Source organism: Pandoraea vervacti (assembly GCF_000934605.2).
Taxonomy (GTDB): domain Bacteria; phylum Pseudomonadota; class Gammaproteobacteria; order Burkholderiales; family Burkholderiaceae; genus Pandoraea; species Pandoraea vervacti.
Genome location: NZ_CP010897.2, coordinates 2,251,838 through 2,272,688, shown reverse-complemented (window position 1 = coordinate 2,272,688; position 20,851 = coordinate 2,251,838). Strand labels below are relative to the sequence as shown.

The 20,851-nt window shown below is 63.9% G+C and carries 17 protein-coding genes and 2 pseudogenes; 7 read left to right on the top strand and 12 right to left on the bottom strand.

All coding sequences use genetic code 11. The features are described from left to right. Positions 1 to 23 precede the first annotated feature (23 nt). A complete protein-coding gene (locus UC34_RS10335; RefSeq protein WP_044455465.1) occupies positions 24 to 251 on the bottom strand; it encodes a hypothetical protein in 228 nt (75 codons plus the stop codon). Between the two features lie 157 nt (positions 252 to 408). Then, positions 409 to 663, bottom strand: coding sequence for a hypothetical protein (locus UC34_RS10330; protein ID WP_044455464.1), 255 nt, complete (start codon positions 661 to 663; stop codon positions 409 to 411). A 124-nt stretch (positions 664 to 787) separates the two neighbouring features. Here UC34_RS10330 and UC34_RS10325 point away from each other — a divergent pair, with 124 nt between their 5' ends. Next, positions 788 to 1,501 (top strand): riboflavin synthase, encoded by a 714-nt coding sequence (locus UC34_RS10325; RefSeq protein WP_044455463.1) that lies wholly within the window; start codon positions 788 to 790, stop codon positions 1,499 to 1,501. Positions 1,502 to 1,529: 28 nt separating this feature from the next. Beyond that, positions 1,530 to 2,309, top strand: a complete 780-nt coding sequence (gene xth / locus UC34_RS10320; RefSeq protein WP_044455462.1) for an exodeoxyribonuclease III — start codon at positions 1,530 to 1,532, stop codon at positions 2,307 to 2,309. 105 nt (positions 2,310 to 2,414) lie between these two features. Here the strand turns inward: xth and UC34_RS10315 are convergent, their stop codons facing one another. From UC34_RS10315 to glnA, 6 genes and pseudogenes are all read right to left on the bottom strand, one after another. Continuing rightward, a complete protein-coding gene (locus UC34_RS10315) occupies positions 2,415 to 3,398 on the bottom strand; it encodes a flagellar brake protein (protein ID WP_167370656.1) in 984 nt (327 codons plus the stop codon). A gap of 335 nt (positions 3,399 to 3,733) precedes the next feature. After that, complete coding sequence (locus UC34_RS10310) at positions 3,734 to 6,634, bottom strand: pentapeptide repeat-containing protein (protein WP_167370655.1); 2,901 nt, start codon at positions 6,632 to 6,634, stop codon at positions 3,734 to 3,736. A 127-nt stretch (positions 6,635 to 6,761) separates the two neighbouring features. Beyond that, positions 6,762 to 7,643, bottom strand: coding sequence for a dTDP-4-dehydrorhamnose reductase (gene rfbD, locus UC34_RS10305; RefSeq protein WP_044455460.1), 882 nt, complete (start codon positions 7,641 to 7,643; stop codon positions 6,762 to 6,764). Positions 7,644 to 7,713: 70 nt separating this feature from the next. Continuing rightward, a complete protein-coding gene (ntrC, locus tag UC34_RS10300) occupies positions 7,714 to 9,297 on the bottom strand; it encodes a nitrogen regulation protein NR(I) (protein ID WP_044455459.1) in 1,584 nt (527 codons plus the stop codon). A gap of 61 nt (positions 9,298 to 9,358) precedes the next feature. After that, positions 9,359 to 10,411: pseudogene (glnL, locus tag UC34_RS10295) on the bottom strand (nitrogen regulation protein NR(II)); the annotation flags it as partial. Positions 10,412 to 10,780: 369 nt separating this feature from the next. After that, the gene (gene glnA / locus UC34_RS10290; protein WP_044455458.1) at positions 10,781 to 12,196 is read right to left on the bottom strand and encodes a type I glutamate--ammonia ligase; all 1,416 of its coding nucleotides are present in this window, start codon (positions 12,194 to 12,196) and stop codon (positions 10,781 to 10,783) included. Between the two features lie 482 nt (positions 12,197 to 12,678). Here glnA and UC34_RS10285 point away from each other — a divergent pair, with 482 nt between their 5' ends. The 3 genes from UC34_RS10285 (at position 12,679) to UC34_RS10275 (ending at position 14,401) form a co-directional block, all read left to right on the top strand. Next, the gene (locus UC34_RS10285) at positions 12,679 to 13,146 is read left to right on the top strand and encodes a rhodanese-like domain-containing protein (RefSeq protein WP_044455457.1); all 468 of its coding nucleotides are present in this window, start codon (positions 12,679 to 12,681) and stop codon (positions 13,144 to 13,146) included. 46 nt (positions 13,147 to 13,192) lie between these two features. Continuing rightward, positions 13,193 to 13,810 (top strand): LysE family translocator, encoded by a 618-nt coding sequence (locus UC34_RS10280; RefSeq protein ID WP_044455456.1) that lies wholly within the window; start codon positions 13,193 to 13,195, stop codon positions 13,808 to 13,810. 249 nt (positions 13,811 to 14,059) lie between these two features. Beyond that, a complete protein-coding gene (locus UC34_RS10275; RefSeq protein ID WP_044455455.1) occupies positions 14,060 to 14,401 on the top strand; it encodes a DUF4148 domain-containing protein in 342 nt (113 codons plus the stop codon). 298 nt (positions 14,402 to 14,699) lie between these two features. On the opposite strand, the gene UC34_RS10270 is transcribed toward UC34_RS10275, so the two are convergent. From UC34_RS10270 to UC34_RS10255, 4 genes and pseudogenes are all read right to left on the bottom strand, one after another. Next, the gene (locus UC34_RS10270) at positions 14,700 to 16,133 is read right to left on the bottom strand and encodes an efflux transporter outer membrane subunit (protein ID WP_044455454.1); all 1,434 of its coding nucleotides are present in this window, start codon (positions 16,131 to 16,133) and stop codon (positions 14,700 to 14,702) included. Next, positions 16,130 to 17,020 (bottom strand): efflux RND transporter periplasmic adaptor subunit, encoded by an 891-nt coding sequence (locus UC34_RS10265; protein ID WP_044455453.1) that lies wholly within the window; start codon positions 17,018 to 17,020, stop codon positions 16,130 to 16,132. Before UC34_RS10265 ends, UC34_RS10270 begins: the two co-directional genes overlap by 4 nt. Position 17,021: 1 nt before the next feature. Continuing rightward, a complete protein-coding gene (locus tag UC34_RS10260; RefSeq protein ID WP_044455451.1) occupies positions 17,022 to 17,231 on the bottom strand; it encodes a DUF1656 domain-containing protein in 210 nt (69 codons plus the stop codon). Positions 17,232 to 17,235: 4 nt separating this feature from the next. Next, positions 17,236 to 19,158: pseudogene (locus UC34_RS10255) on the bottom strand (FUSC family protein). A 330-nt stretch (positions 19,159 to 19,488) separates the two neighbouring features. Here UC34_RS10255 and UC34_RS10250 point away from each other — a divergent pair. Then, positions 19,489 to 20,307 carry an AraC family transcriptional regulator gene (locus tag UC34_RS10250; protein WP_044455449.1) on the top strand — a complete coding sequence of 273 codons (819 nt, stop codon included), beginning with the start codon at positions 19,489 to 19,491 and terminating at the stop codon, positions 20,305 to 20,307. A gap of 142 nt (positions 20,308 to 20,449) precedes the next feature. Continuing rightward, positions 20,450 to 20,689, top strand: a complete 240-nt coding sequence (locus tag UC34_RS10245) for a hypothetical protein (protein WP_044455448.1) — start codon at positions 20,450 to 20,452, stop codon at positions 20,687 to 20,689. Positions 20,690 to 20,851 lie beyond the last annotated feature (162 nt).

Here is a 20,851-nt window from a genome sequence, read left to right as displayed (position 1 = left end):
CGGCGCCTCTCCCGACGTCACGCTCAGGCTTTGGACTTTCCCTGCTGCGCACCCTGGTCAGCCCCAGCGTCGATGTCGGCATCGGGGCCGCCCTCCGAGGGCGTTCCGAGCAACGCGCCGAGCAGCTTGCTGCCGCCCGCACCTCGCTTGCCTTGCGCGCCCACCGTCTTACCCGTCGGCGGGCCACGACGCACGCCGGCGTCGATCTTCAGCCCGCGACGCTTCTGAAGTTCAAATTTAGTCTGAGTCATGGTGCTGTCCGTGATGCTTGTGAGGCGTAAGTACGTTGAATAGCCGGTTTATATCGCCGGGACGCGACTGAAATGCGGTGCAAATTTGCCAACCCTGCCGACCCGGCCGAACTCGCCGAATCGGGTGAATCCGCCGACACCGCGCGTTGGTGGTGGCTCACGGGTCGATGCCGAGTTCGCCCTCGGCGACCAGCGTCTTTGCCATGGCATGCGCGGCTTCGAGCGCATCGCTGGCCCAGCGGTAGGCCTCGGCTGTCGTGTGGGTCAGCGGCGGGTCCAGCGACTCGATCACATCGTCCACGTCGCGCCATCCCGTAAAATGCACCACTCCATGAAACTGCCCATCCGGCGAGGGCGACGTCTCCGCCCAATAGTAAAAGTCATCCGCCAGCAGGCAGCCTTCGAAACCCATAGCGATCCGTCGAGATCCCGTGAAAAGGCGGCATCGTAGCACGACGCGCAACGAGCGGCATACCGTCGCTACGCAGTAGAATACTGCGGCACAGCAACCCACGACTCTTAATACCGACATCACGATGTTCACCGGAATTGTTCAAGGCACGGCCACGCTGTCGTCCATCGAAGACCGCGACGGCATGCGTACGCTCGAACTGGCGTTCCCCGAAGGCTTTTGCGAAGACCTCACGCTCGGCGCCAGCGTCGCCGTCGATGGCTGCTGCCTGACGGTCACGCAACTGCTCTCGCCAACTGCCGCGTCGTTCGACGTCATCCTCCAGAGCCTGAATGTGACCACGCTCGGCAGCTTCGGCGTCGGCGCGCAGGTCAACGTGGAACGTGCCGCCAAGGACGGTGCGGAGATCGGCGGCCATCCGCTGTCGGGCCACATCGATTTCTCCACGGAAATTATCAGCGTTCGCACCTCCGATACCAATCGCGTGTTGCGCATCGCCATCCCGGAGGCGTTCCGCAAATATGTTTTCGCGAAGGGTTATATCGCCATCAATGGCGCGAGCCTGACGGTCTCGGAAGTCAACCGTCAGGAAGGCTGGTTCGAAGTCTGGCTGATTCCTGAGACGCGCCGCATGACGACGTTCGAGGACAAGGCGGCGGGCTCGCGCGTGAACATCGAGATCGAGCGCAGCACTCAGGTGGTGGTCGACACGGTGCGCGAAGCGGTTCAGGAAAGCCTCGGCCGCCTGCAACCGGTGCTCGAAGCGTTGCTCAAGGAAAAGGGCCTTTCACTCGAGGACTTCGTCGGCGTCCCCAAACTGCCCACCGACAAGGCCTAAGCCTGAGGCTCATTCTTCAAGGAAATTCATGCAACTTGCCACCTGGAACGTCAACTCGCTCAAGGTTCGTATCGGTCACGTGCAGGACTGGCTGCGCAGCAATCCGGTCGACGTGCTCTGCCTTCAGGAACTGAAGCTCACCGACGAAAACTTTCCGGTCGCCGAGATCGCCGCACTCGGCTACACGTCGCACTTCACCGGCCAGAAGACCTATAACGGGGTTGCGCTGCTGGTCAATCACGCGAAGGTGGGCGAAGCGACCGACATCGTCAAGAACCTGCCGAACTTCCCGGACGAGCAACAGCGGCTCATCACGGCGACCATCGGGGGCGTGCGCGTGGTGTGCGGTTATTTCCCCAACGGGCAGTCACTGGAATCGGACAAGTTCGTCTACAAGCTCAACTGGCTGGACGCCCTGACCCATTGGCTCTCGGACGAGTTGCAGTACCACCCGCAGCTTGCCCTGCTCGGCGATTACAACATCGCTCCGGAAGATCGGGACGTACACGATCCGGCAAAGTGGGAAGGCTGCAACCTGGTGTCGCCGCAGGAGCGTCAGGCATTCGCGCGACTGCAAGGACTCGGCTTGCGCGACACATTCCGCATGTTCGAGCAGCCCGAAAAAACGTTCAGCTGGTGGGACTACCGGATGGGTGCTTTCCGTCGGAACGCCGGGCTGCGCATCGACCATATCCTTGCGTCCGCCGCGCTCGCCGAGCGCTGCACCGGCTGTGAAATCGACCGTGTGCCCCGCACGTGGGAACAGCCGTCGGATCACACGCCGGTCGTGGCGACATTCAAGGACTGACGCGCTGCCACCCCATGTCACGAACGATGTTTCCCGGTCGTTCGCCGGCAAGAAGAAACGGCACCCCAGGGTGCCGTTTTCCGTTGATGGCGCGACGTCGACCGGTCAGTGACTCGCGCGCGGATCGGTCAGCCGCGATTCATACACGAAGCAGCGAATGGCCGCCTTGTTACGGGTGTCCATCTGCATGAACTCGAGGCCGTAGGCCCAGGTGCCATCCGCACGCGGCCCTTCAACGCCCCTCACCGCCGCCATTCCCAGAATCGGCACAATGTCCGCGCCGATGGGCACGCGGAACTGCAACGCGACGTGCGTGCATCCCTGCGGCAATGGCGCCTTCGCGACAATGCCAGCCCCATCCGCACTGATGTCACGCACCAGCACGAGCCATTCCGGCGTGTCCTGCGGATCCGCCAGCAAGCGTCGGAACGACGCGCGCGACGTCTCGTCGATTGCCGACAAACGCGCCACGAGTCGCGTATCGACGCGCGGCGTACGGCGCACGGGCGTCTCCCGCACTTGCGACGGTCGCGACACCACCACGTAGTCGAACGGACCGTGATGCACGCTATGCACCTCGCAAGTGAACTCGTAGAGATTGTCGCCAGGAAACGTCCAGAGTGCCAGCCGGTCGCCTGCCACCAGCGGCAACCGTGTCTCGCCCGCGGAGGGCGGCGTGAGGATCAGCATGCCGTTCGGCGCGCGCCCGATTAGTCTGGCACGCACGCGAGCCGTCTCGGCGTCCGGGGCGACACGCACCTGAAGCCATGCACCGATCGGCAGCGGAACCGGCAAACCTTGCAGATAGACCGTGGATGCCCCCGAGTCGAGCGCCGACGCGGAATTTGCCGCTTCGGTGCGACCTGCGGCCTCGCCCGTCGTCGCTGCGTCGGGAAGCGGGCGATGCGGTGCGAACATCGTGAATAGCCAATCGAGATCCGCTTCGGACGGTAATCGCTCGCCCGCCGCCAACAACGGTGTGCCGTCGGCGTCGAACAAGGGCCAGGAGAGTGGAGCATGTGCGTCAAGCTCGCGACGGTTGACCGCCACGAACCCCGGATAGCCTGACGCAATACAAGTCGAGTGCATGATGCCTGGAGGGTACGAAACCCTGAGAGTCTGGGAACAAGGCTTTGGCCTTCCCCGCATTCCCGCCCGTGTGGCCGCGGCTTGGGCGACCCTCTACGCGCGGACATCCGCGGCCAAAAACCCACAAATGTCGCCAACTTACCGAAATGCCACGCGCCCTGCCGACCGGAGGCGCTGCCTATTCGGGACAACGCATTGCGCGTACGTATTTTTACCACGAAAGCACCGCCGCCCCGATGCCGGAATATCAGGCAAAGCGCCCCTCATTTCATCGTTCATTGCATGGTTCATGCCTTCGCTCAGTCTGTCGCACAGTCTGTCGCTCGATCTGTCGTTCAGTCCTGTCGTTCATTCGGCCCCGCATCGAACCCTTCACCGCGCTGCCCGTTGTCATGTGCGCCTGTCGTGCGTGCGCCCCGACTGGATGCACACGTCAGCACAGCTTCGCGCGTCGTGTCGGCCGGAAGCGGGAAGCGCACCGCCCAGAACCAGGGAAGCGTGTCGCGGCATGCCAATGCCAATCCCGGCACCTCGCGAATGTCGGGACATGTCAGCCACTCAGCCAGCAATTGCGCAAGGTGACGAGACGAGCGCGTGTCGTCCGACAGACAGGCACGCAATGCCACGGCCTGCGGCAATCGTCGCCACAACGCGTCGCCGATCATCGTCTCGTTCAGAAGCGCAAGCGCGTATCGGCGGCACGCGAGCCGTGCGGCATCGGGCGCAGTGTCGCCGTGGCTCGCCAGCGCAGGCGCCCAATACCACTCCGGCTGCGTGGCCAGCCATGCAAAGCCGGCCACGAGCGACACCCACCGGGCGCGACGCGACATCGAAAGACTTAGCGGCGCATCGGACTGCGGCGACATGACCGGATGTTCGCGAAAAATCTCCTCGATATCGGCATGCGCCGTCATTCGCAATTTCACCCGTTCCGGTGACGCCGAAGCGCCGGTCAGCGCCTCCGATCTATCCGCGAGACTTAGCGGTGCGAGCGTCGATGCGTGCGACCGGCCGAGAACGCCGCCTTCCGGCGCACGCCAGGTCCCGCTGCACGCCGCGTTCGCCCGCGCCTGGGCGTCCTCGCCCACCCAGCGGCCCACGAGACGAATGAACGCATCGAGCGATCGCTCCAGCGGCCAGACGCCGGAGAGGCAACCGAATTCCCGCAACAATGTCTGCAATTGCCGCATCGTGCCCGGCACAAAATCGTTGGGTGACTTGGCGTCGCGGGCCACCACGCGCGTGCCAACCCAGGGCCACCCGGGCAGCGGATCGTCCGCGAATGCGGTATCCCCGTCCTTCGGCTGCCCTGACGTTGAAGTCCCGAGCGCTCCGGCGAACAATGCCGTCGGCAAACGCGCCGCGAGAGTGCCGTCGGCGCGAATGAGTACGAGGAATGCGGGGTCGAGCGCGCTGACACCGTCGCCGGACAAGGCGACATGAACCTGCGGCGGCAATACACCGAACCATGCCGCACGCAACGCCTCCTCGCCCCCCTGCGCCATCGCCATCCCGCTCGCGGCGCCTTGCCCGACCCAGTAAAGGGTCTGACACATCGCCCCCGCATACGGCCATACGGCCGTCGGCGACGTCGAGGCGCACCGTCTGTGCAACGCCCCCGCCAACGCCGTCGAAACCCATTGCGCCTCAGCGTACCCGAGCCGATCGTCCGTCAATGCCGACAGGCGATGCGCCACCCATTGCTTCCGCAACGTCGCAAACGCCTCGTGCGCGCCGAGTCCCCCCTGCTCGGGCGGTGCGACCAGCAAGCGCCCCAACCATTCGCTGCGCATCACATGCTCAGGCAATCGGTGCAGCGACGGCGCCGTTTCCTGCCGCGTCGTCATCAAACACGACGTGCTCGAAAGCGCCGTCAACAGTTGGAGAAAAACGCTCGCCCGAAGCGCCGGCTGATCGACGGGAAACGTCATCCAGGACCGTACGACAGCATCGAGCTCCGTGGGGGAGCGTCGACGCAACCACGCGCCGTCGAGTCGAAGGCGGGCGTCATGCCATTGCGAGCCGGACAGATCGCAATCCGGTCCGACGACGATACGCTTGAGACTCGCCCCGGAAAATCGCACGCCCCGCATGTCGCACGACTCGAACTGCGCGCCGTTGAGCCTGGCGCCGCTCGCGTCCCATCCCACCAGATCGCATTGTCGAAATTCGCTCCCCCGCAAGTCGGCCCCTGTCGCGCGCCCATTGCGCATCGTCACTGCGGTCCACCGCGAGCGCTTGGCCTGTGCGCAGACAAGCGCCAGACCACAGGCGCTGCTGTTCGTGACATGCGTGCCACGCAGGCGCGCCCGATGAAATGTCGCGTCATCGGCGCGCACCTTCGCGAACACAATGCCCTGACATCGGGCGTCACTCAAATCGGCATGCGTCATGACGGTATGCGAAAACGTCGCCCCGCGAAGGTCGGCATTCACCATGCGTGACCGACTGAGATCGGCCGCGCGAAAGCAGGCCTCTCGCAGGTCGGCGCCTTCGAAATTGGCCGTCACGTGATTCGCGTACGCGAATCCCGCGCGTCGCAGCGTTGCATCGCACCACGCCGCGCCATTGAACTGCCCGCCGCAAAACGTTGCGCCGCAAGCGCGAAGGCCACGCAGATCGGCATCGGAAAGCGACAAATCGGGAAGGACAGCGTCACGCAGATTCGACAATGTCAGCGCGACACTCAGCGCGCGGGCGGGCCACTCGCGTATTGGCAAATACGCAAACGACGCGAAATCGGGCAGCACCTCGTCGCATGCGGGAAACGAGCGCCATTGGCTCGCGCGAGACACCGGATCGTGACATGTTGAACACCACGCCACCATATCGCGCGATACGACGGCGGCCCGCGTATCGGGCAACAGGTGGGAAAACCTGACCGCCCAGGCACGTTCGAGCGCTCGCCGATCGAAAGGCAAATGACCCCGTGCCGCGTCGGCCCGCACACCTGCGCGAGCGGCACCGACGCATCGATCGCCGGCATCGCCCAGGCCGGAAGTTTGCGTTAGCGCGTAGGTCAGCCACGACACCTGAAGCAGAATCTCGCGTCGCTCGTTCACATCGGCTCGCATGATGGCGTAACGCAGCGCGTCGGGCGGCGCCGCGCTGCGCAGCGCCAGGTGAGTGCGGGCGATGCCGACGTCCGCGTTGGCGCGAACCTTCGCCGCCGGCGCCAGCGCCCCCGCGCCCGACGGGGCTTGTCCATCGAAGCTGACCGCGCGTCGAAACGGCATGATGTATCGCTCCTCGGCATGCGAAGGGCGCATGCACAAAAAGCCATCATGTTGCCGAAAGAACCTCGAACTGCGCGCTAAGGAATTTCCGATTTAGCCGCGCAGTCCTGGAAGGACAGCCATCGCTTCAGGCGAGACAGAGTTTGAGGGCGTCGCGCCAGTCCGGCGCACGAACGCCGAAATGCCGCGCAAGCTTGTCGTTATCCAGCACGGAAAATGCCGGACGTCTGGCGGGCAGCGGGTAAGCCGAAGTCGGAATTGCCACAACCGCGGGACGTTTTTCCGGTGCGCTCAGATCCAGAATCGCCTCGGTGAAACCGTGCCACGTCGTCTGCCCTGCCGCCGTCAGGTGATAAAGGCCGCCACGCTCGCGCCAGAAGTCGACATTGATGCCGGTCGGCGTGAGTCCCTGCGCCAGGACTTGCGACGTCAGCTCCGCAATCGTCCGGGACCACGTGGGCGCACCGTGCTGATCGGCGACGATGCGCAGTTCGTCGCGCTCGCGCGCCAGCCGCTGCACGGTCAGCAAAAAGTTGGCGCCGCGCGTGCCGTACACCCAACTGGTACGCAGCACCAGATGGTTCGCCCCGCTCGCGGCGATGGCCGCCTCGCCGGCCAGCTTGGTGCGGCCATAGGCGTTTTGCGGATTGGTGGGTTCGTCCTCTCGGTACGGCGCCGTTGAGGTGCCGTCGAATACGTAGTCCGTAGAGTAATGCACGACAAGGGCGCCGAGACGCTTCGCCTCTTCGGCCATGATGCCGGGCACCACGGCGTTGACCTGATACGCGGCCGCCTCGTCCGTCTCCGCGCGGTCGACCGCCGTGTAAGCCGCCGGATTAATGATCAGATCGGGCGCGAAGTCGCGCAAGGTCCTTGCGACGCTGTCGGTATCGAGCAGGTCCATTTCGTTTCGCCCGGGGGCGTGCACGTCGCCCATGCCCTGCAGACAACGTGCCAACTCCCAGCCGACCTGTCCGGTAGCGCCCGTCAACAGGATGCGTCTTGCCATGTTTACGGCTCCCTTGTTGCGTTGTGAGGAAACAAAGGAGCCTACCCCGTTTCTCGCCGGGATTCCAGCTTCAGGATTCCAGTCCGAGCTCTTGAATCTTGCGCGTGATCGTATTGCGGCCGATGCCGAGACGGCTTGCCGCTTCGACCTTTCGCCCTCGCGTGAAGTCGAGCGCCTCATTGATCAGCGCGGTTTCGAAGCGCCGCGTGAGCTGGTCCATCACATCAGGTGAGGCCGAACGCAGCAGTCGCGCGACCTCGCGACGCAAGATCGGCTCCCAGCTCTCGCCGCCCGCCATGGCGGACGCGGCGGCCATCTCGCCGGAAGCGCCACCGACGCCACCGCTCCCGCCGTTAGCGTGGTTCCCGCCTGCAACGGCAGGCGACGGCACACCGCCCACGCTCCCATAGCCGGCACTCGCGCCGGACGATGGCGACATGGCGGCGCCGGCAGACGTCGCACCGGCATAGGAAGGTTGCGCCGATACGACGGAGACCGGCACCGTCGTTTGAAACTCGGGCGGCAGGTCCTTGATTTCCACCGTTTGCGCCGGCGCCATGACGGTAAGCCAGTTGCTCAGGTTTTCCAGCTGACGCACGTTGCCCGGGAACGGGAAGCGCGTGAGGTGCACAAGCGCCGCCTCGCTGATTCGCTTCGTCTCGACGCCCAGCTCACGCGCACTCTTTTGCAGGAAGTGACGCACCAGCAGCGGAATGTCCTCGCTACGTTCGCGCAACGACGGCAGCCGCAGCCGGATCACATTCAGACGGTGATACAGGTCTTCGCGGAACAGTCCCTGACGCACCCGGTCCTCGAGATTCTGGTGCGTGGCCGCGATCACGCGCACGTTCGCCTTGATCGGGCTGTGACCGCCTACGCGGTAGTAATTGCCGTCCGAGAGCACGCGCAGCAAGCGCGTCTGCAGATCCAGCGGCATGTCGCCGATTTCGTCGAGAAACAACGTGCCGCTCTCGGCTTGCTCGAAGCGTCCGCGACGCGTTGCCTGCGCCCCCGTGAACGCCCCGCGTTCGTGGCCGAAGAGCTCGGACTCCAACAGATCCTTCGGGATGGCCGCCGTATTGAGCGCAATGAACGGGCCGGAGGCGCGCGGCGAGTGCCGATGCAGTGCGCGCGCCACCAGTTCCTTGCCCGAGCCGGACTCGCCGGTGATGAGCACCGTGGCGCTCGAATGGGACAATCGGCCGATGGCGCGAAACACATCCTGCATCGCGCTCGCCTGACCCAGAATTTCGGGCTCTTCGGTAATGCGCTCGTCGTCCGTCGCTTCACGCAGACTCTCTTCGACGGCACGCAGGATCAGCTCGACCGCGCGATCCACATCGAAGGGTTTGGCAAGGTACTCGAACGCCCCGCCCTGAAAGGCGGCTACCGCGCTATCGAGATCCGAGAACGCCGTCATGATGATGACCGGCAGTCCGGGATGCCGTTGCTTGGCCATTTGCAGCAGTTCGAGCCCGGAGCCGCCCGCCATGCGGATGTCCGAGACAAGCACCTGCGGCGAGTCGTGTTCGAGCGCCGCGCTGGCTTCGCGCGGACCGGTGAAGCTGCGCACCGGCAGGTTGGCTCGCGAGAGTGCTTTTTCCAGCACCCATCGAATCGATTGGTCGTCGTCTACTATCCAGATCGGCTTCATTGTTCACCGTGTAACGTCTATGCCCGGCCGCAGGTGTACGGCCGACGGCGTGAGGGCCGCATCAGCCCAGGGGCAGCAGGATTCGAAAATCCGTCCGTCCGGGCCGGCTTTCACATTCGATCAGACCGTCGTGACGCTGCACGAACGACTGCGCCAGCGTAAGTCCCAGACCGCTGCCTCCTTCGCGCCCGGAGACGAGCGGGTAGAAGATGCGATCACGAATGTCGGCAGGAATGCCGGGCCCGTTGTCGATCACATGCAATTCCAATGCCAGCTTGTGCAATCGCTTGGCAATCGTGATCTTTCGCGCGACGCGCGTGCGCAAAACGATGCGGGCGTCGCCACGCGCGATTTGTTCGCGCAACGCTTCCGCGCCGTTGCGCACGATGTTGAGTAACGCCTGAATGAGTTGCTCCTTGTCGCCACGAAAGTCGGGCAGACTCACGTCGTAATCCCGCTCGATCGACAACCCCTGAGGGAATTCGGCGAGCACCACCGAACGCACGCGCTCGCACACCTCGTGGATGTTCACGTCCGTGGCGATATAAGGATGACGGTGCGGCTCCAGCAGGCGGTCGACCAGCGTCTGAAGTCTGTCGGACTCCTTGATGATGACCTGCGTGTACTCACGCAGCTCGCGCTGGTCGAGTTCGAACTCCAGCAACTGCGCCGCGCCGCGAATCCCGCCGAGCGGATTCTTGATTTCATGCGCAAGGTTGCGAATGAGCTGCTTGTTCATCAACGCCTGATCGATGATCCGCTCTTCACGTTCGTTCTTGAGCTTCTGTTCGTTCTCGATCAGCTCGACGATGACGAAATCGGGGGCCGCTTCCGGTGCAGCCACAATGGCGTGCGTATGCAACGGCTCCTGCGCGGTGCGCTCAAGCACCAGATCGAGGCGCGTCGTCTGAAAGTGATTGGCGATGAGCTCCGCCATCGTCGACGCGAGCACTTCGCCGTTCGTGAACACGTCGTTCCACGTCATCTGAGACAGCGAGCGGCGTGAGAGCGCCAGCAGCGCCTCTGCGGCCGGATTGGCGAAAACGACGCGCAACGAATGCTTTTCGAGCACCAGCAACACGGTCGGCAGCGCTTCGAGCCCCGGCAGAATGCCGGTCGCGGCCAGCTTCGCTTCCCAGGGGTCGACACTCGCATGCAACACGGACACATGAGCCCCCGCCACGGGCGCGGCAGCGTCGGACGTCAAATCGGTGGCAGCGGGATTCTCGGCGGCAGCGTGCGCGGCTCGCTTCGTCTGCCCTTTCTCACCAGCGCGGACACTTTTCATCTAGGTTCGAGGCGATAAGTTCGTGACAGCTTCGCACTGCCATGACGGGAAACGGGAAGCCAGAGGGGAATGCATGACCATTTGGTGCGACGGATAAAAAAGGGGGACGGCCGCGGCCATCCCCCGTGCTTGTCGTGCATGACGGTCGGCCGCTGGCGTTCCGTCATGCCGGCGCATTCCCTGCGCGGCGTTCGATTACAGCGAGTAGTACATTTCGAACTCGAGCGGGTGCGTGGTCATGGCCACGCGGCGAGCTTCGTCCGTCTTGAGTGCGATGTACGAATCGAGCATGCCGTCCGTGAACACGCCGCCACGGGTCAGGAACTCGCGGTCTTCGTTCAGGTACTCCAGCGCCTGTTCGAGGCTTGCACACACGGTCGGGATCTTTGCATCCTCTTCCGGCGGCAGGTCGTACAGGTTCTTGTCGGCGGCTTCGCCCGGATGAATCTTGTTCTGCACGCCGTCCAGACCGGCCATCAGCATGGCCGAGAAAGCCAGGTACGGGTTGGCCATCGGGTCCGGGAAGCGCGCTTCGATGCGGCGGCCCTTCGGGTTGGCAACGTACGGAATACGGATCGAGGCCGAACGGTTGCGCGCCGAGTAGGCCAGCTTCACCGGGGCTTCGAAGTGCGGCACGAGACGCTTGTACGAGTTCGTCGACGGGTTCACGATCGCGTTCAGGGCGCGGGCGTGCTTGATGATGCCGCCGATGTAGTACAGCGCGAATTCCGACAGACCGCCGTAGCCATTGCCGGCGAACAGGTTCTGACCATCCTTCCAGATCGACTGGTGGATGTGCATGCCCGAGCCGTTGTCGCCAACGATCGGCTTCGGCATGAACGTAGCCGTCTTGCCGTAGCTGTGGGCGACGTTATGCACGACGTACTTCAGGATCTGCGTCCAGTCGGCGCGCTCGACGAGCGTCGAGAACTTCGTGCCGATTTCGTTCTGGCCCTGGCCAGCGACTTCGTGGTGGTGCACTTCGACCGGCACGCCCAGTTGTTCGAGCAACAGGCACATCTCCGAGCGCATGTCCTGGAACGTATCGACCGGCGCGACCGGGAAGTAACCGCCCTTCGTGCCCGGACGGTGGCCGGTGTTGCCGCCTTCGAAGTCCTTCGACGACGACCACGGGGCTTCTTCCGAATTGATCTTCACGAACGTGCCCGACATGTCCGTATTCCACTGGACCGAGTCGAAAATGAAGAATTCCGGTTCCGGACCGAAGAAGGCGGTGTCGCCCAGGCCCGTGCTCTTCAGGTAGGCTTCAGCGCGCTTGGCGATGGAGCGCGGATCGCGGTCGTAACCCTTGCCATCGGCCGGTTCGATCACGTCGCAGGTCAGCACCAGCGTGCTTTCTTCATAGAACGGATCGATGTAAGCGGTGTTGGCGTCCGGCACCAGCAGCATGTCCGAGGCTTCGATGCCCTTCCAGCCAGCAATCGACGAACCGTCGAAAGCGTGACCGCTCTCGAACTTGTCGGCGTCGAAGTGCGACACGGGCACCGAGACGTGCTGCTCTTTGCCGCGCGTGTCCGTAAAGCGGAAGTCGACGAACTTGACGTCTTCTTCCTTAACCAGGTTCATCACATCTGCCACAGATTTGCTCATGCTATCTCCCGAAAGATTCAATCTGGCGCTGCTGGCGCTCATCGCCTGCGTCGCCGCACCCTCTTAACGAACTCCGTGTTCGGATTCGTCGTTGATAAGCAGGAAGCGTGCCAGCCGCACGACTTCCTGCCGCATCTCACCCTCGCCCACTGATTTCTAAGGAAATAATCGATTCTGGTGCGCGTAGTACCGAATTCCCGCTCGTGGGCGTCAATTCTCCATTTCGGTGCGAATTGCGCCAAAACATCGCCAAATTGGTGCATTGATGGATTATGCACCTTTTGAGTGCATTTTTCTCGGCGACGTGACCCTAACTTGTGCGCCGCGCTGCACCGACATAATGCGTCACACACGCCCGGCTGTGCGCGAAGCGCAGAATATCCGGACGAGTCCCAATCCCTGGCCACGCTACGAAACACGCACCTTGCGTTTGGCCCACGCTAGAATGAAGGACAACCATCGACTAGCGAGATCACAACCGTATGACAAGCGCCAAAGCCATCCTCGATCAAGCCACGCAACGTCGCGCCGCGGGGCAACTCACCTACGCCGGCGCTGTCACGCCGGAAGAAGCGCTGGAACTGCTCAAGGCCGACGCGAATGTCCGGCTGATCGACGTGCGCACGCGCGCGGAGCTCGATTGGGTCGGGCGCCCCCAGGTGCCGGACGGGCAGTACGCCAATGTCGAATGGGTTCGCTACCCGGGCGGCGTGCCCAATGAACAGTTTCTCGAACAGCTTGCGTCCCAGACGCCGGACAAGACGACGCCGTTGCTGTTTCTGTGCCGGAGTGCGGCGCGCTCGAAAGCCGCCGCAAAGGTTGCCTACGAAGCGGGCTATACGCAGTCGTTCGATATTCTGGAAGGCTTCGAAGGCGACAAGGACAGCGCCGGTCACCGCAAGCATGTGAGCGGCTGGTGCTTCCGCGGGTTGCCTTGGCTGGGCGCATGATGCTTTTCGGACAGGTCTGATCATCATCAACGCGAGGAGACGCGAGATGGAATGGACGCATTTGTTGACCTTTGCCCTCGCCTTGTTCGTCGGGGCCGGCACGCCGGGCCCGGGCATCGCGGCGATTGTGGCGCGCGTGCTCGGACGTGGCACGCAAGGCGCCGTCGCCTTCAGTGCGGGCGTGGCCATCGGGGACGTCGTTTGGCTCACGCTTGCCGTGCTCGGTGTTGCGGCGCTGGCCCATACGTTCTCCGGTGTGTTCCTCGCGATCAAGTACGCAGGCGCGGCGTACCTGCTCTACCTCGCGTGGAAGATGTGGAACGCGCCGGCGATTCCGCCAACGGAGCCATTGGCGGCCGCGCCGCGTGAGAAATCGTGGCGCCTGTTTCTGGGCGGTCTGTCCGTCACCATGGGTAACCCAAAGGTCGTCGTGTTCTATTTCGCGTTGCTGCCTAACCTGCTCGATCTGGAGCGCGTCACGGCGCTCGGTTACGTGGAGGTCGTGGGTGTGACGTTGACGGTGCTCGCCATCGTCTTCGGGAGCTACATCGCGCTGGCCGCACGTGCACGGCGCTTGCTCAGTTCGGCACGCGCAGTAAAGCGACTCAATCGTGCAACCGGCACCGTCATGGCGGGCGCCGCAGTGGCCATCGCGACGCGCTGAACCCCGCACGACGTACGGACGGACGTGAACGACGCCACCCTCGGGGTGGCGTTTTTCATGTGCCGGGCGCACCGACAGCGCACTTGGCATGCGAGCTCGCCTCGGATGCCAACACATGGCGCATTGTTGCGATTCACGTAATTATTTATTGGCTTTATTGCCGTTTTTCTGTGATAGCCCGGGGCATAGACTGGCTCCAGCGGTCGCGCACCGAGCGCCCCCCAGCACAGAAGAACAGGAGTTATCGCCATGAATCGCAAGTTGATTGCCTCAGCCTTGATCTCGGCCGTGATGGCCACCGGCGCAGGCGCCGCATTAGCTCAGTCCGCATCGTCACGTCTTTCGAGCGACGCCTATCCCGATGGCTCACCGTACGCCTGGGTGGCTCAGACGACCCCGCTCACGCGTGAGCAAGTCCGTCAGGAACTGGTCGAAGCGCGGACTCAGGGCCTCATTCCCCAGAACGATTACGACTACCCGGCGCTCAAGCCGTTGAACAACGCCAACGAGCCGGGAAAGACGCGTGCTCAGGTCTACGACGAACTCGTGCGCGCTCGACAGCAAGGCGAGATGAAATATTCGCATCCCTGAACTGCCGGGCATGCCAGCATACTGAAGGTTCCGCATGGCCTCCATGCCCCCGATGTCCCGTGCGTTCCCTGAGTTCCCTGAACTCCCTACGTCCCACTGACAGGCGCGCGCCCTTGCCCACCCATGAAGTCCCGGGCCAGCCGTCATTCCTGCCGCCGCCTCACTTCCCCTAAGGCCCGGCAGGCATCGACGACTTTCCCACAGGCGCGTCTCCTGTCGTCATGCGTCACCCGGCACGCCCGGTGTTCGCATGGGACTTTCGCCCGCTCCCAGCCCTATGGAGCGGGCTTTTTTCATTTCAGACGCCCGACCATCCACCGCCAAGCGCAAGAAACAAGTCGATCTGCCGGTCGAGCAATTGCGTGCGCGACGCGGCAAGCGAGGATTCCGCATTCGCCAGCGCCGCTTCGGCGGACAGCACGTCGAGAAAGCCGATCTTGCCGAAATGGAACAGATGGTTGGCCTGTTCGCTGGCGCGAGCCGCATCGTCACGCGCTTTGGCAAGGCTGCGCTCGCGCTCGATTTCCCGCGCATAAGCGCCGAGCGCCGTCTCGGTCTGCTGCAATGCCTGCACGACCGCGCCGTCGAACGCCGCGAAGGCGGCATCGGCCCCCGCGCCGGCGGCCTCTATCCGCGCCTTCGCGGCCATGCGGTTGGGCCAGTGCCACGACAGCAGCGGCCCGAGCGTCGCACCGAAGCTGCCCGCAGAAAAGAGATTCGTGAGCGAATCGGCAAAGCCCGCCGAGGCGCCGATGCTGACTTGTGGATACAGTTGTGCCGTGGCCACGCCTATCATGGCAGTGGCAGCCGCCAGACGTCGCTCGGCTTCGCGAATGTCCGGTCGCCGCCGGATCAGTTGCCAGCCATCGCCGACGGGAATGGGCTGCTTCAGGCTCGGTGGCTGCATGCAATTTTCCAACGACTTCGGATAATCGGCGGGCAGCTTGCCCATCAACGCCGCCAACGCGAACAAGGCCGCCTGGCGCTGTGCGAGCAGATGGGGGATGGCGGCCTCGCTGTCGTTGGCGGCAGCGCTGGATCGGCTGACGTCGAATGCCGTGCCCTTGCCGCCTGTACTCAATTTTCGCGTGGCATCGAGGGTTTGGCGCTGCACATGAAGTACGTGGCGGGTTGCCGCCAACGTCCGGTTCGCGGAGCACACGTTGACATAGGCGCGAGTGACGGCAGCCGCGACGACCACGCGCACCTGATCGCGTGCCGCTGCAACGGCGTCGGCGTTTGCGTTGGCCGCTTCGATGCCTCGACGGATGCCACCGGCCAGATCCAGCGCATAGGACAGGTTGATGCCGAGCGCGTACGTTTGCGGCGTGCTGGACATCGGCAGCGTGTACCCGCCGACATGGGCAAAGGATGCCGATGCCTGTGCCTGCGTCTGGATGGTGCGGGCTTCCTGCGCTTCGCGCAAGGCGGCCGAGGCTTGCCGAAGGCGGGCGTCGGCCACGCGCAAATCGGTGTTCGCGCGCAGCGCCTCGGCGACATAGGTGTTCAGTTGCGCGTCGTCATATAGCGTCCACCACGTGTCCGGCACAGGGGCGTCGACATACGCGTCGGCATAGGCGAGGTCATCGCCGGCCACGAAGGCACGTTCGGCTTGTGGCGACAGGGCAACGGCGTGTTGCGGCACGCGGTAGTCCGGTCCGGCAACACAACCGGCGAGCGCCAGCACAAGCATGAGCGCAAGCGCGCGGGACGATGGCGTCTTCTCGCTCATTCGCAGGCTCCTGCGGCATGGGCATGGGGAACGAGCGTGATGGTCGCCGTGCGACCGGCGATCAGACGCGTGTCCGGCTGCGCTTTGTCGATGCTAATGCGTACCGGAATGCGTTGCGCGAGCCGCACCCAGGAAAACGTAGGCTGCACGCTCGGCAGCAGGTTATGACTGTTCGAGCGCTGGTCGTCCGCAATGCCTGCCGCGATGCTCTGCACATGGCCCTGGACCTCCTTGCTCTCCCCCATCAGGCGGATGATCGCGGCGTCCCCTTCCCTGATGCAGTTGAGCTTGGTTTCCTCGAAATAGCCTTCGATACGCAGCGTATCGGTATCGACCAACGCCATCGCCTGGGTTCCCGGCGAGAGGAAATCGCCCGGATGCAGGTCCAGATTGGTCACGATGCCATCCGTCGTCGCCCGGACCTCCGTGCGCTGCACGTTAAGCAACGCGACACGATGCTCGGCCTTTGCCTGCGCCAGGGTCGCCAGCGCCGTATCGACCTTGGCCGCGTCCTGTTCGCGGACTTCGGCGGCGACCAGCTCGCCCAGCGCGATGTCGCGCTTCAATTCGCGCCGCGCAAGGCCGAGCATCGCTTGTGCGCTTTGCACGGCGGCGTCCGCCTTCTCCAGCGCTGCCGCGAGACGCGGGCGGTCCAGTACCAGCAAAAGCTGTCCGGCCTTCACTCGCTCGTTGTCATGCACCAGCACTTGTGTGACCAGACCACCCAGGTCGGGCGATATCCGCACGACATCGGCGCGCACGTGGCCATCGCGCGTCCACGGCATTTTTTCATAGCGGTGCCACAGGGACAGTGCCACGTAGACAGCAACAGAGAACAGAAGGAGCGTCGCCGCCCAGCGGCCAACGCTTTGGAACAGGGGCTTCATTTCAGATCTCGAACAGGGGCGCGAGCTGGATCAACAGCCCGAACAGAATCACAAAAATGGAGACGCCGACGACCGGGCGCCACGCGAACCAGCGATGCAGCCCGAAACTCGCCAGGCAGCGGGATGCCAGCACGCTCAACACCAGCGCGAGCACGGATATCGCCAGCAAAGAAGGCACGAAAACACCGTCGATGGAAATTTCGCCAGACATCGCGTCAAGCTCCAGAACCATTCATACGGGACACCAGATCACGATGGAGGCGGGAGAGCAAAACGAGCATTCGCCGGCGTTCGGGGTCGCGGCTTGCCACTGCGGTGGCGCGTAGGCGATCAAGGCGTTCATACATGGATGCATGGCGAGGGGAAACATCGGCCACGGTATGGGTGAGGAAATACGCGCTCAGCGCATCGAGAAGTTCGACCAGGCCATTGCGCGCGTCCCGGTCGGTCAGCGTCGGTTCGAGTTTGCGAAGCTCGCTGGCGACATTGCCCACGCGTACGTCACAGAAGGCGGATCGCAGAATGCGCGCCGCGTGTTCGTGGCCGACCAGCTTCGGGGCGAGCAGCCCGATCCGGTCGAGCATCCGACTCGTCCATCGCGTGGTATCAGTGTCGCGGCCCGCCACACGACGCACCACGTCGCGCTGCATCGCCCGGCACAGCCTGACGCAGCTGCGGTTCGGGTCGAGGGTCTGGAACAGCCGCATGCTGACCATGGCCATGCCGGTCCCGACGAACAGCGCCACGCTGCCGTTGATGGCAACGGAAAAATTCGCGGCGTTGGTTGCGCCGAGGCCCGCGATGATCGGAAAGGTCAGGATCACGCCCAATGCCGCCATGGTGAAAGGCGGCCTCGGGAGGAACGAACCTGCGACCAGCAGCGTGGGCGCCAGCGCCCCCACCATGCCAGTGAAGTCGGCCATGCGCGGGAAAATCACGAAGCCATAGACCAGACCGATGACGACGCCGATGCCCGAGCCGATCAGGTAGCGCATGACATTGCCGACGGGGGCCTCGGCCGTGCCGAACAGCAGGCATGCGGTGCCAACGATGGACATGGCGGTCGCGCCGTCGGCCCAGCCCGAGACAATCCAGAATCCACAACCGAGCAAGATGCCGATCGTTGCGCCGAGGGCGCTGCGCGCCGCCACCCAGTGGTCGCGATGCAGAACATGGCCGTTCGTGTGCGTGGCGAGCCGCTTCGGCACATGACGCACCCACTGTGGGTCGGCCGACGCCAGTTGCTGTTCCAGCAGGCGGCAATCGTGATGCGCGATCTCAAGTTCGGCGAGCTCGGCGGTGAGGCCTTCGATCAGCAGACTGCGCCAGTTGCCCGCATCGCCCTTCCTACCCTTCTCGTTCGCATCCACCGCATCGACCACATCGACCACATCGACGGGGACATTGCGCAGGTTTGCGGGCACGCCTTCGGCACACGCGTGCAACTCGGCCATCGCATCATCGACGGCGCTCGACAACGTGAGCACCGTCAGCAGGCGGTCATGCAAGGCCCGCAAGATTTGGACTTGGGCAACACCGTGAGCAGTGTCGAAGGGCAAATGGATGGACAGGTAATGCAGTTCCACCAAATCCATCGCGGCGCGCGCGCGGTCCCGGACCAGCACGGCATCGCGTTCGCCCGCCAGCAGGTCGCGCGTCCACCGCTGCGTATCGGCGAGCATCGCGGCGACACGCATCCGCACCCGCTGCGACACGCTGCGCGGCAAGACCAGACTGTGAACCAGCGTCGCCGCCAGAATGCCGATCGAAATCTCCTGCACCCGCGTGCTCGCCACCGTAAAGATCTCGCCGGGCGCCGCGACGCCCGGAAAGCCGATCAGGCTGGTGGTGTATCCCGCCAGCAGAAAGGCTTAAGCGCGCGGCGTCCGATCGAGCACGCCGAGATACAGGCAGAAGCCCATCCACAGCGCAAGTGCAGCACTTAGCACCCAAGGCTCGTTGGCAAACGTCGGCACCAGCAGCACGGTGGCCACCGTGCCGCCGACCGTGCCCAGGAAACGGAACAGGCCACGGCTCACCGTCGCGCCGGAAAGCGGCTGCGAAACGAGGTAGACCGTTCCCAACACCCAGAACGGGCGAGTCAGGCCGATTCGCAACGACGCATACAGGCCGAGCATCGCGGCTGCGAAGCATTTGAGTGAGAACAGGGCCGCCTCCAGATCGGACCGGAACGCGGGCCCGAGTGCAGGCCCGGATGCGGCCCCGGATGCAGACCTGGGTGCGGGGTCGGGTGCGGGGTCGGGCGCGGCGTGGGGTGCGGAACTTCCGCCGGGCGCGTGTGCTTGCCGCTTCCGGGGCAAGCGACACCACGGACGTTGACGAGTACCGCAGGGGGTGGCCGCAAGGTTTGGGGTTTCAGCGATTGGCATGCGATCACTGTATCGACCGACCGGCGCATTGAATTTCGCTACAATGCCAACATATCGCTAAATCCGGCCAAATTGCGAATGACTCGCGTCCTCCTCCCCGGTTTTGACCTCGATCCGGACGCCACGGATCGGCCCGCCGTCGCGCGACGCTTTCAGATCGAGGACTACAACGCCGAAATTCCGGTACATCGTCACCGCAAAGGGCAATTGATTCTGGCCCTGCATGGCGCTGTGACCTGTTCGGTAGCCGGCGCCCTCTGGATCGTTCCGCCGCAATGCGGCGTTTGGATTCCGGGCGGCATGCCGCATAGCAACCGGGCCACGGCCAATGCGCGTTTGTGCTACCTGTTCGTCGAGCCGGACAGCGTGGCTCTGCCGCCGCAATGTTGCACGCTCTCCATCAGTCCGATGGTGCGGGAGATGATCCTGCATCTGGCAGACGCACCGCTCGACTACGAACGTGGCGGACATACCGACCGCCTAGCGCGCGTCTTGCTGGACGAATTGATGTTGCAGCCTATGGAGCGGCTTCATCTGCCCATTAGCGATCACCCGAAAATTCGGACGATGGCCGATGCGTTGTCGGCCAACCCGGGAGATCGCAGCACCATTGCGCAATGGGCCCAACGTCTGGCGTTGAGCGAGCGCACGCTGACACGCCTGATCGTCAGGGAAACGGGGCTTTCCTTCGGGCGTTGGCGACAGCAACTGCACTTGCTCGTCGCCGTCCGGGAACTGGCAGGGGGCGCCCCCGTGCAGCGAGTGTCCGAAAATCTTGGCTACGAATCCGTCACGGCATTCATCACCATGTTCAAGAAAGCGCTCGGTCTGCCGCCGACCCGCTACTTCGCCGCGCTTACGCAGAGCCAGTTGCCAGGCGCCTACCGTCAGAAATGACGCGCTTCGGGCCCCGCGCGCGAACGGCGACGCCCGCTGCGCGACAGACGCGACGCAGAGCATTTCCGCTGCCGTCCACGTTGGCGGCGCAGACTGCGTGCTACCATGCAGCCGTTTCAATTTGCATAGACAGGATCATCCGGTGAGTGACATCCAACTAGATATCGAGTGGACCGAGCGCGCAGCGAAGAAGGCCGAACGCCTCGTTCCGAAAGACACCCCGCTGGGGTTGCCGCCGCTCGAATGCCTGCCGCAGGAAGGTGACGTGATGTTCCTCGGCAAGGGCGACAAAAAGCAGCCGTTCGTCGTGGTGGAGCGTCAGTATCATCACGAAGGCGACGACGCGTGGACGATCATTCTGATTCTCGATCTGCCGGAGTAAAAACGCTGTCGCGACCCGACGGCGGCGCGATGACGGCGCGGCAGCGGTCGGGGCGCCACTTCGGAAGGCGGGAAATGCGGGAATGCGGCGCGGTCACTGGGGAAACCCCGGTTGCCGCGCCGCTTTGCTTCACGGGGACGGTTTTCTATACTGGAGGCGCAC

What these genes read in the sequence shown, in the direction of transcription:
- UC34_RS10310 (WP_167370655.1), bottom strand. Translation starts at nt 6,634, where the DNA reads ATGCCGTTTCGACGCGCGGTCAGCTTCGATGGACAAGCCCCGTCGGGC.
- glnA (WP_044455458.1), bottom strand. Translation starts at nt 12,196, where the DNA reads ATGAGCAAATCTGTGGCAGATGTGATGAACCTGGTTAAGGAAGAAGAC.
- rfbD (WP_044455460.1), bottom strand. Translation starts at nt 7,643, where the DNA reads ATGGCAAGACGCATCCTGTTGACGGGCGCTACCGGACAGGTCGGCTGG.
- UC34_RS10275 (WP_044455455.1), top strand. Translation starts at nt 14,060, where the DNA reads ATGAATCGCAAGTTGATTGCCTCAGCCTTGATCTCGGCCGTGATGGCC.
- UC34_RS10325 (WP_044455463.1), top strand. Translation starts at nt 788, where the DNA reads ATGTTCACCGGAATTGTTCAAGGCACGGCCACGCTGTCGTCCATCGAA.
- ntrC (WP_044455459.1), bottom strand. Translation starts at nt 9,297, where the DNA reads ATGAAGCCGATCTGGATAGTAGACGACGACCAATCGATTCGATGGGTG.
- UC34_RS10335 (WP_044455465.1), bottom strand. Translation starts at nt 251, where the DNA reads ATGACTCAGACTAAATTTGAACTTCAGAAGCGTCGCGGGCTGAAGATC.
- UC34_RS10270 (WP_044455454.1), bottom strand. Translation starts at nt 16,133, where the DNA reads ATGAGCGAGAAGACGCCATCGTCCCGCGCGCTTGCGCTCATGCTTGTG.
- UC34_RS10280 (WP_044455456.1), top strand. Translation starts at nt 13,193, where the DNA reads ATGGAATGGACGCATTTGTTGACCTTTGCCCTCGCCTTGTTCGTCGGG.
- xth (WP_044455462.1), top strand. Translation starts at nt 1,530, where the DNA reads ATGCAACTTGCCACCTGGAACGTCAACTCGCTCAAGGTTCGTATCGGT.
- UC34_RS10260 (WP_044455451.1), bottom strand. Translation starts at nt 17,231, where the DNA reads ATGTCTGGCGAAATTTCCATCGACGGTGTTTTCGTGCCTTCTTTGCTG.
- UC34_RS10265 (WP_044455453.1), bottom strand. Translation starts at nt 17,020, where the DNA reads ATGAAGCCCCTGTTCCAAAGCGTTGGCCGCTGGGCGGCGACGCTCCTT.
- UC34_RS10330 (WP_044455464.1), bottom strand. Translation starts at nt 663, where the DNA reads ATGGGTTTCGAAGGCTGCCTGCTGGCGGATGACTTTTACTATTGGGCG.
- UC34_RS10315 (WP_167370656.1), bottom strand. Translation starts at nt 3,398, where the DNA reads ATGCACTCGACTTGTATTGCGTCAGGCTATCCGGGGTTCGTGGCGGTC.
- UC34_RS10250 (WP_044455449.1), top strand. Translation starts at nt 19,489, where the DNA reads ATGACTCGCGTCCTCCTCCCCGGTTTTGACCTCGATCCGGACGCCACG.
- UC34_RS10285 (WP_044455457.1), top strand. Translation starts at nt 12,679, where the DNA reads ATGACAAGCGCCAAAGCCATCCTCGATCAAGCCACGCAACGTCGCGCC.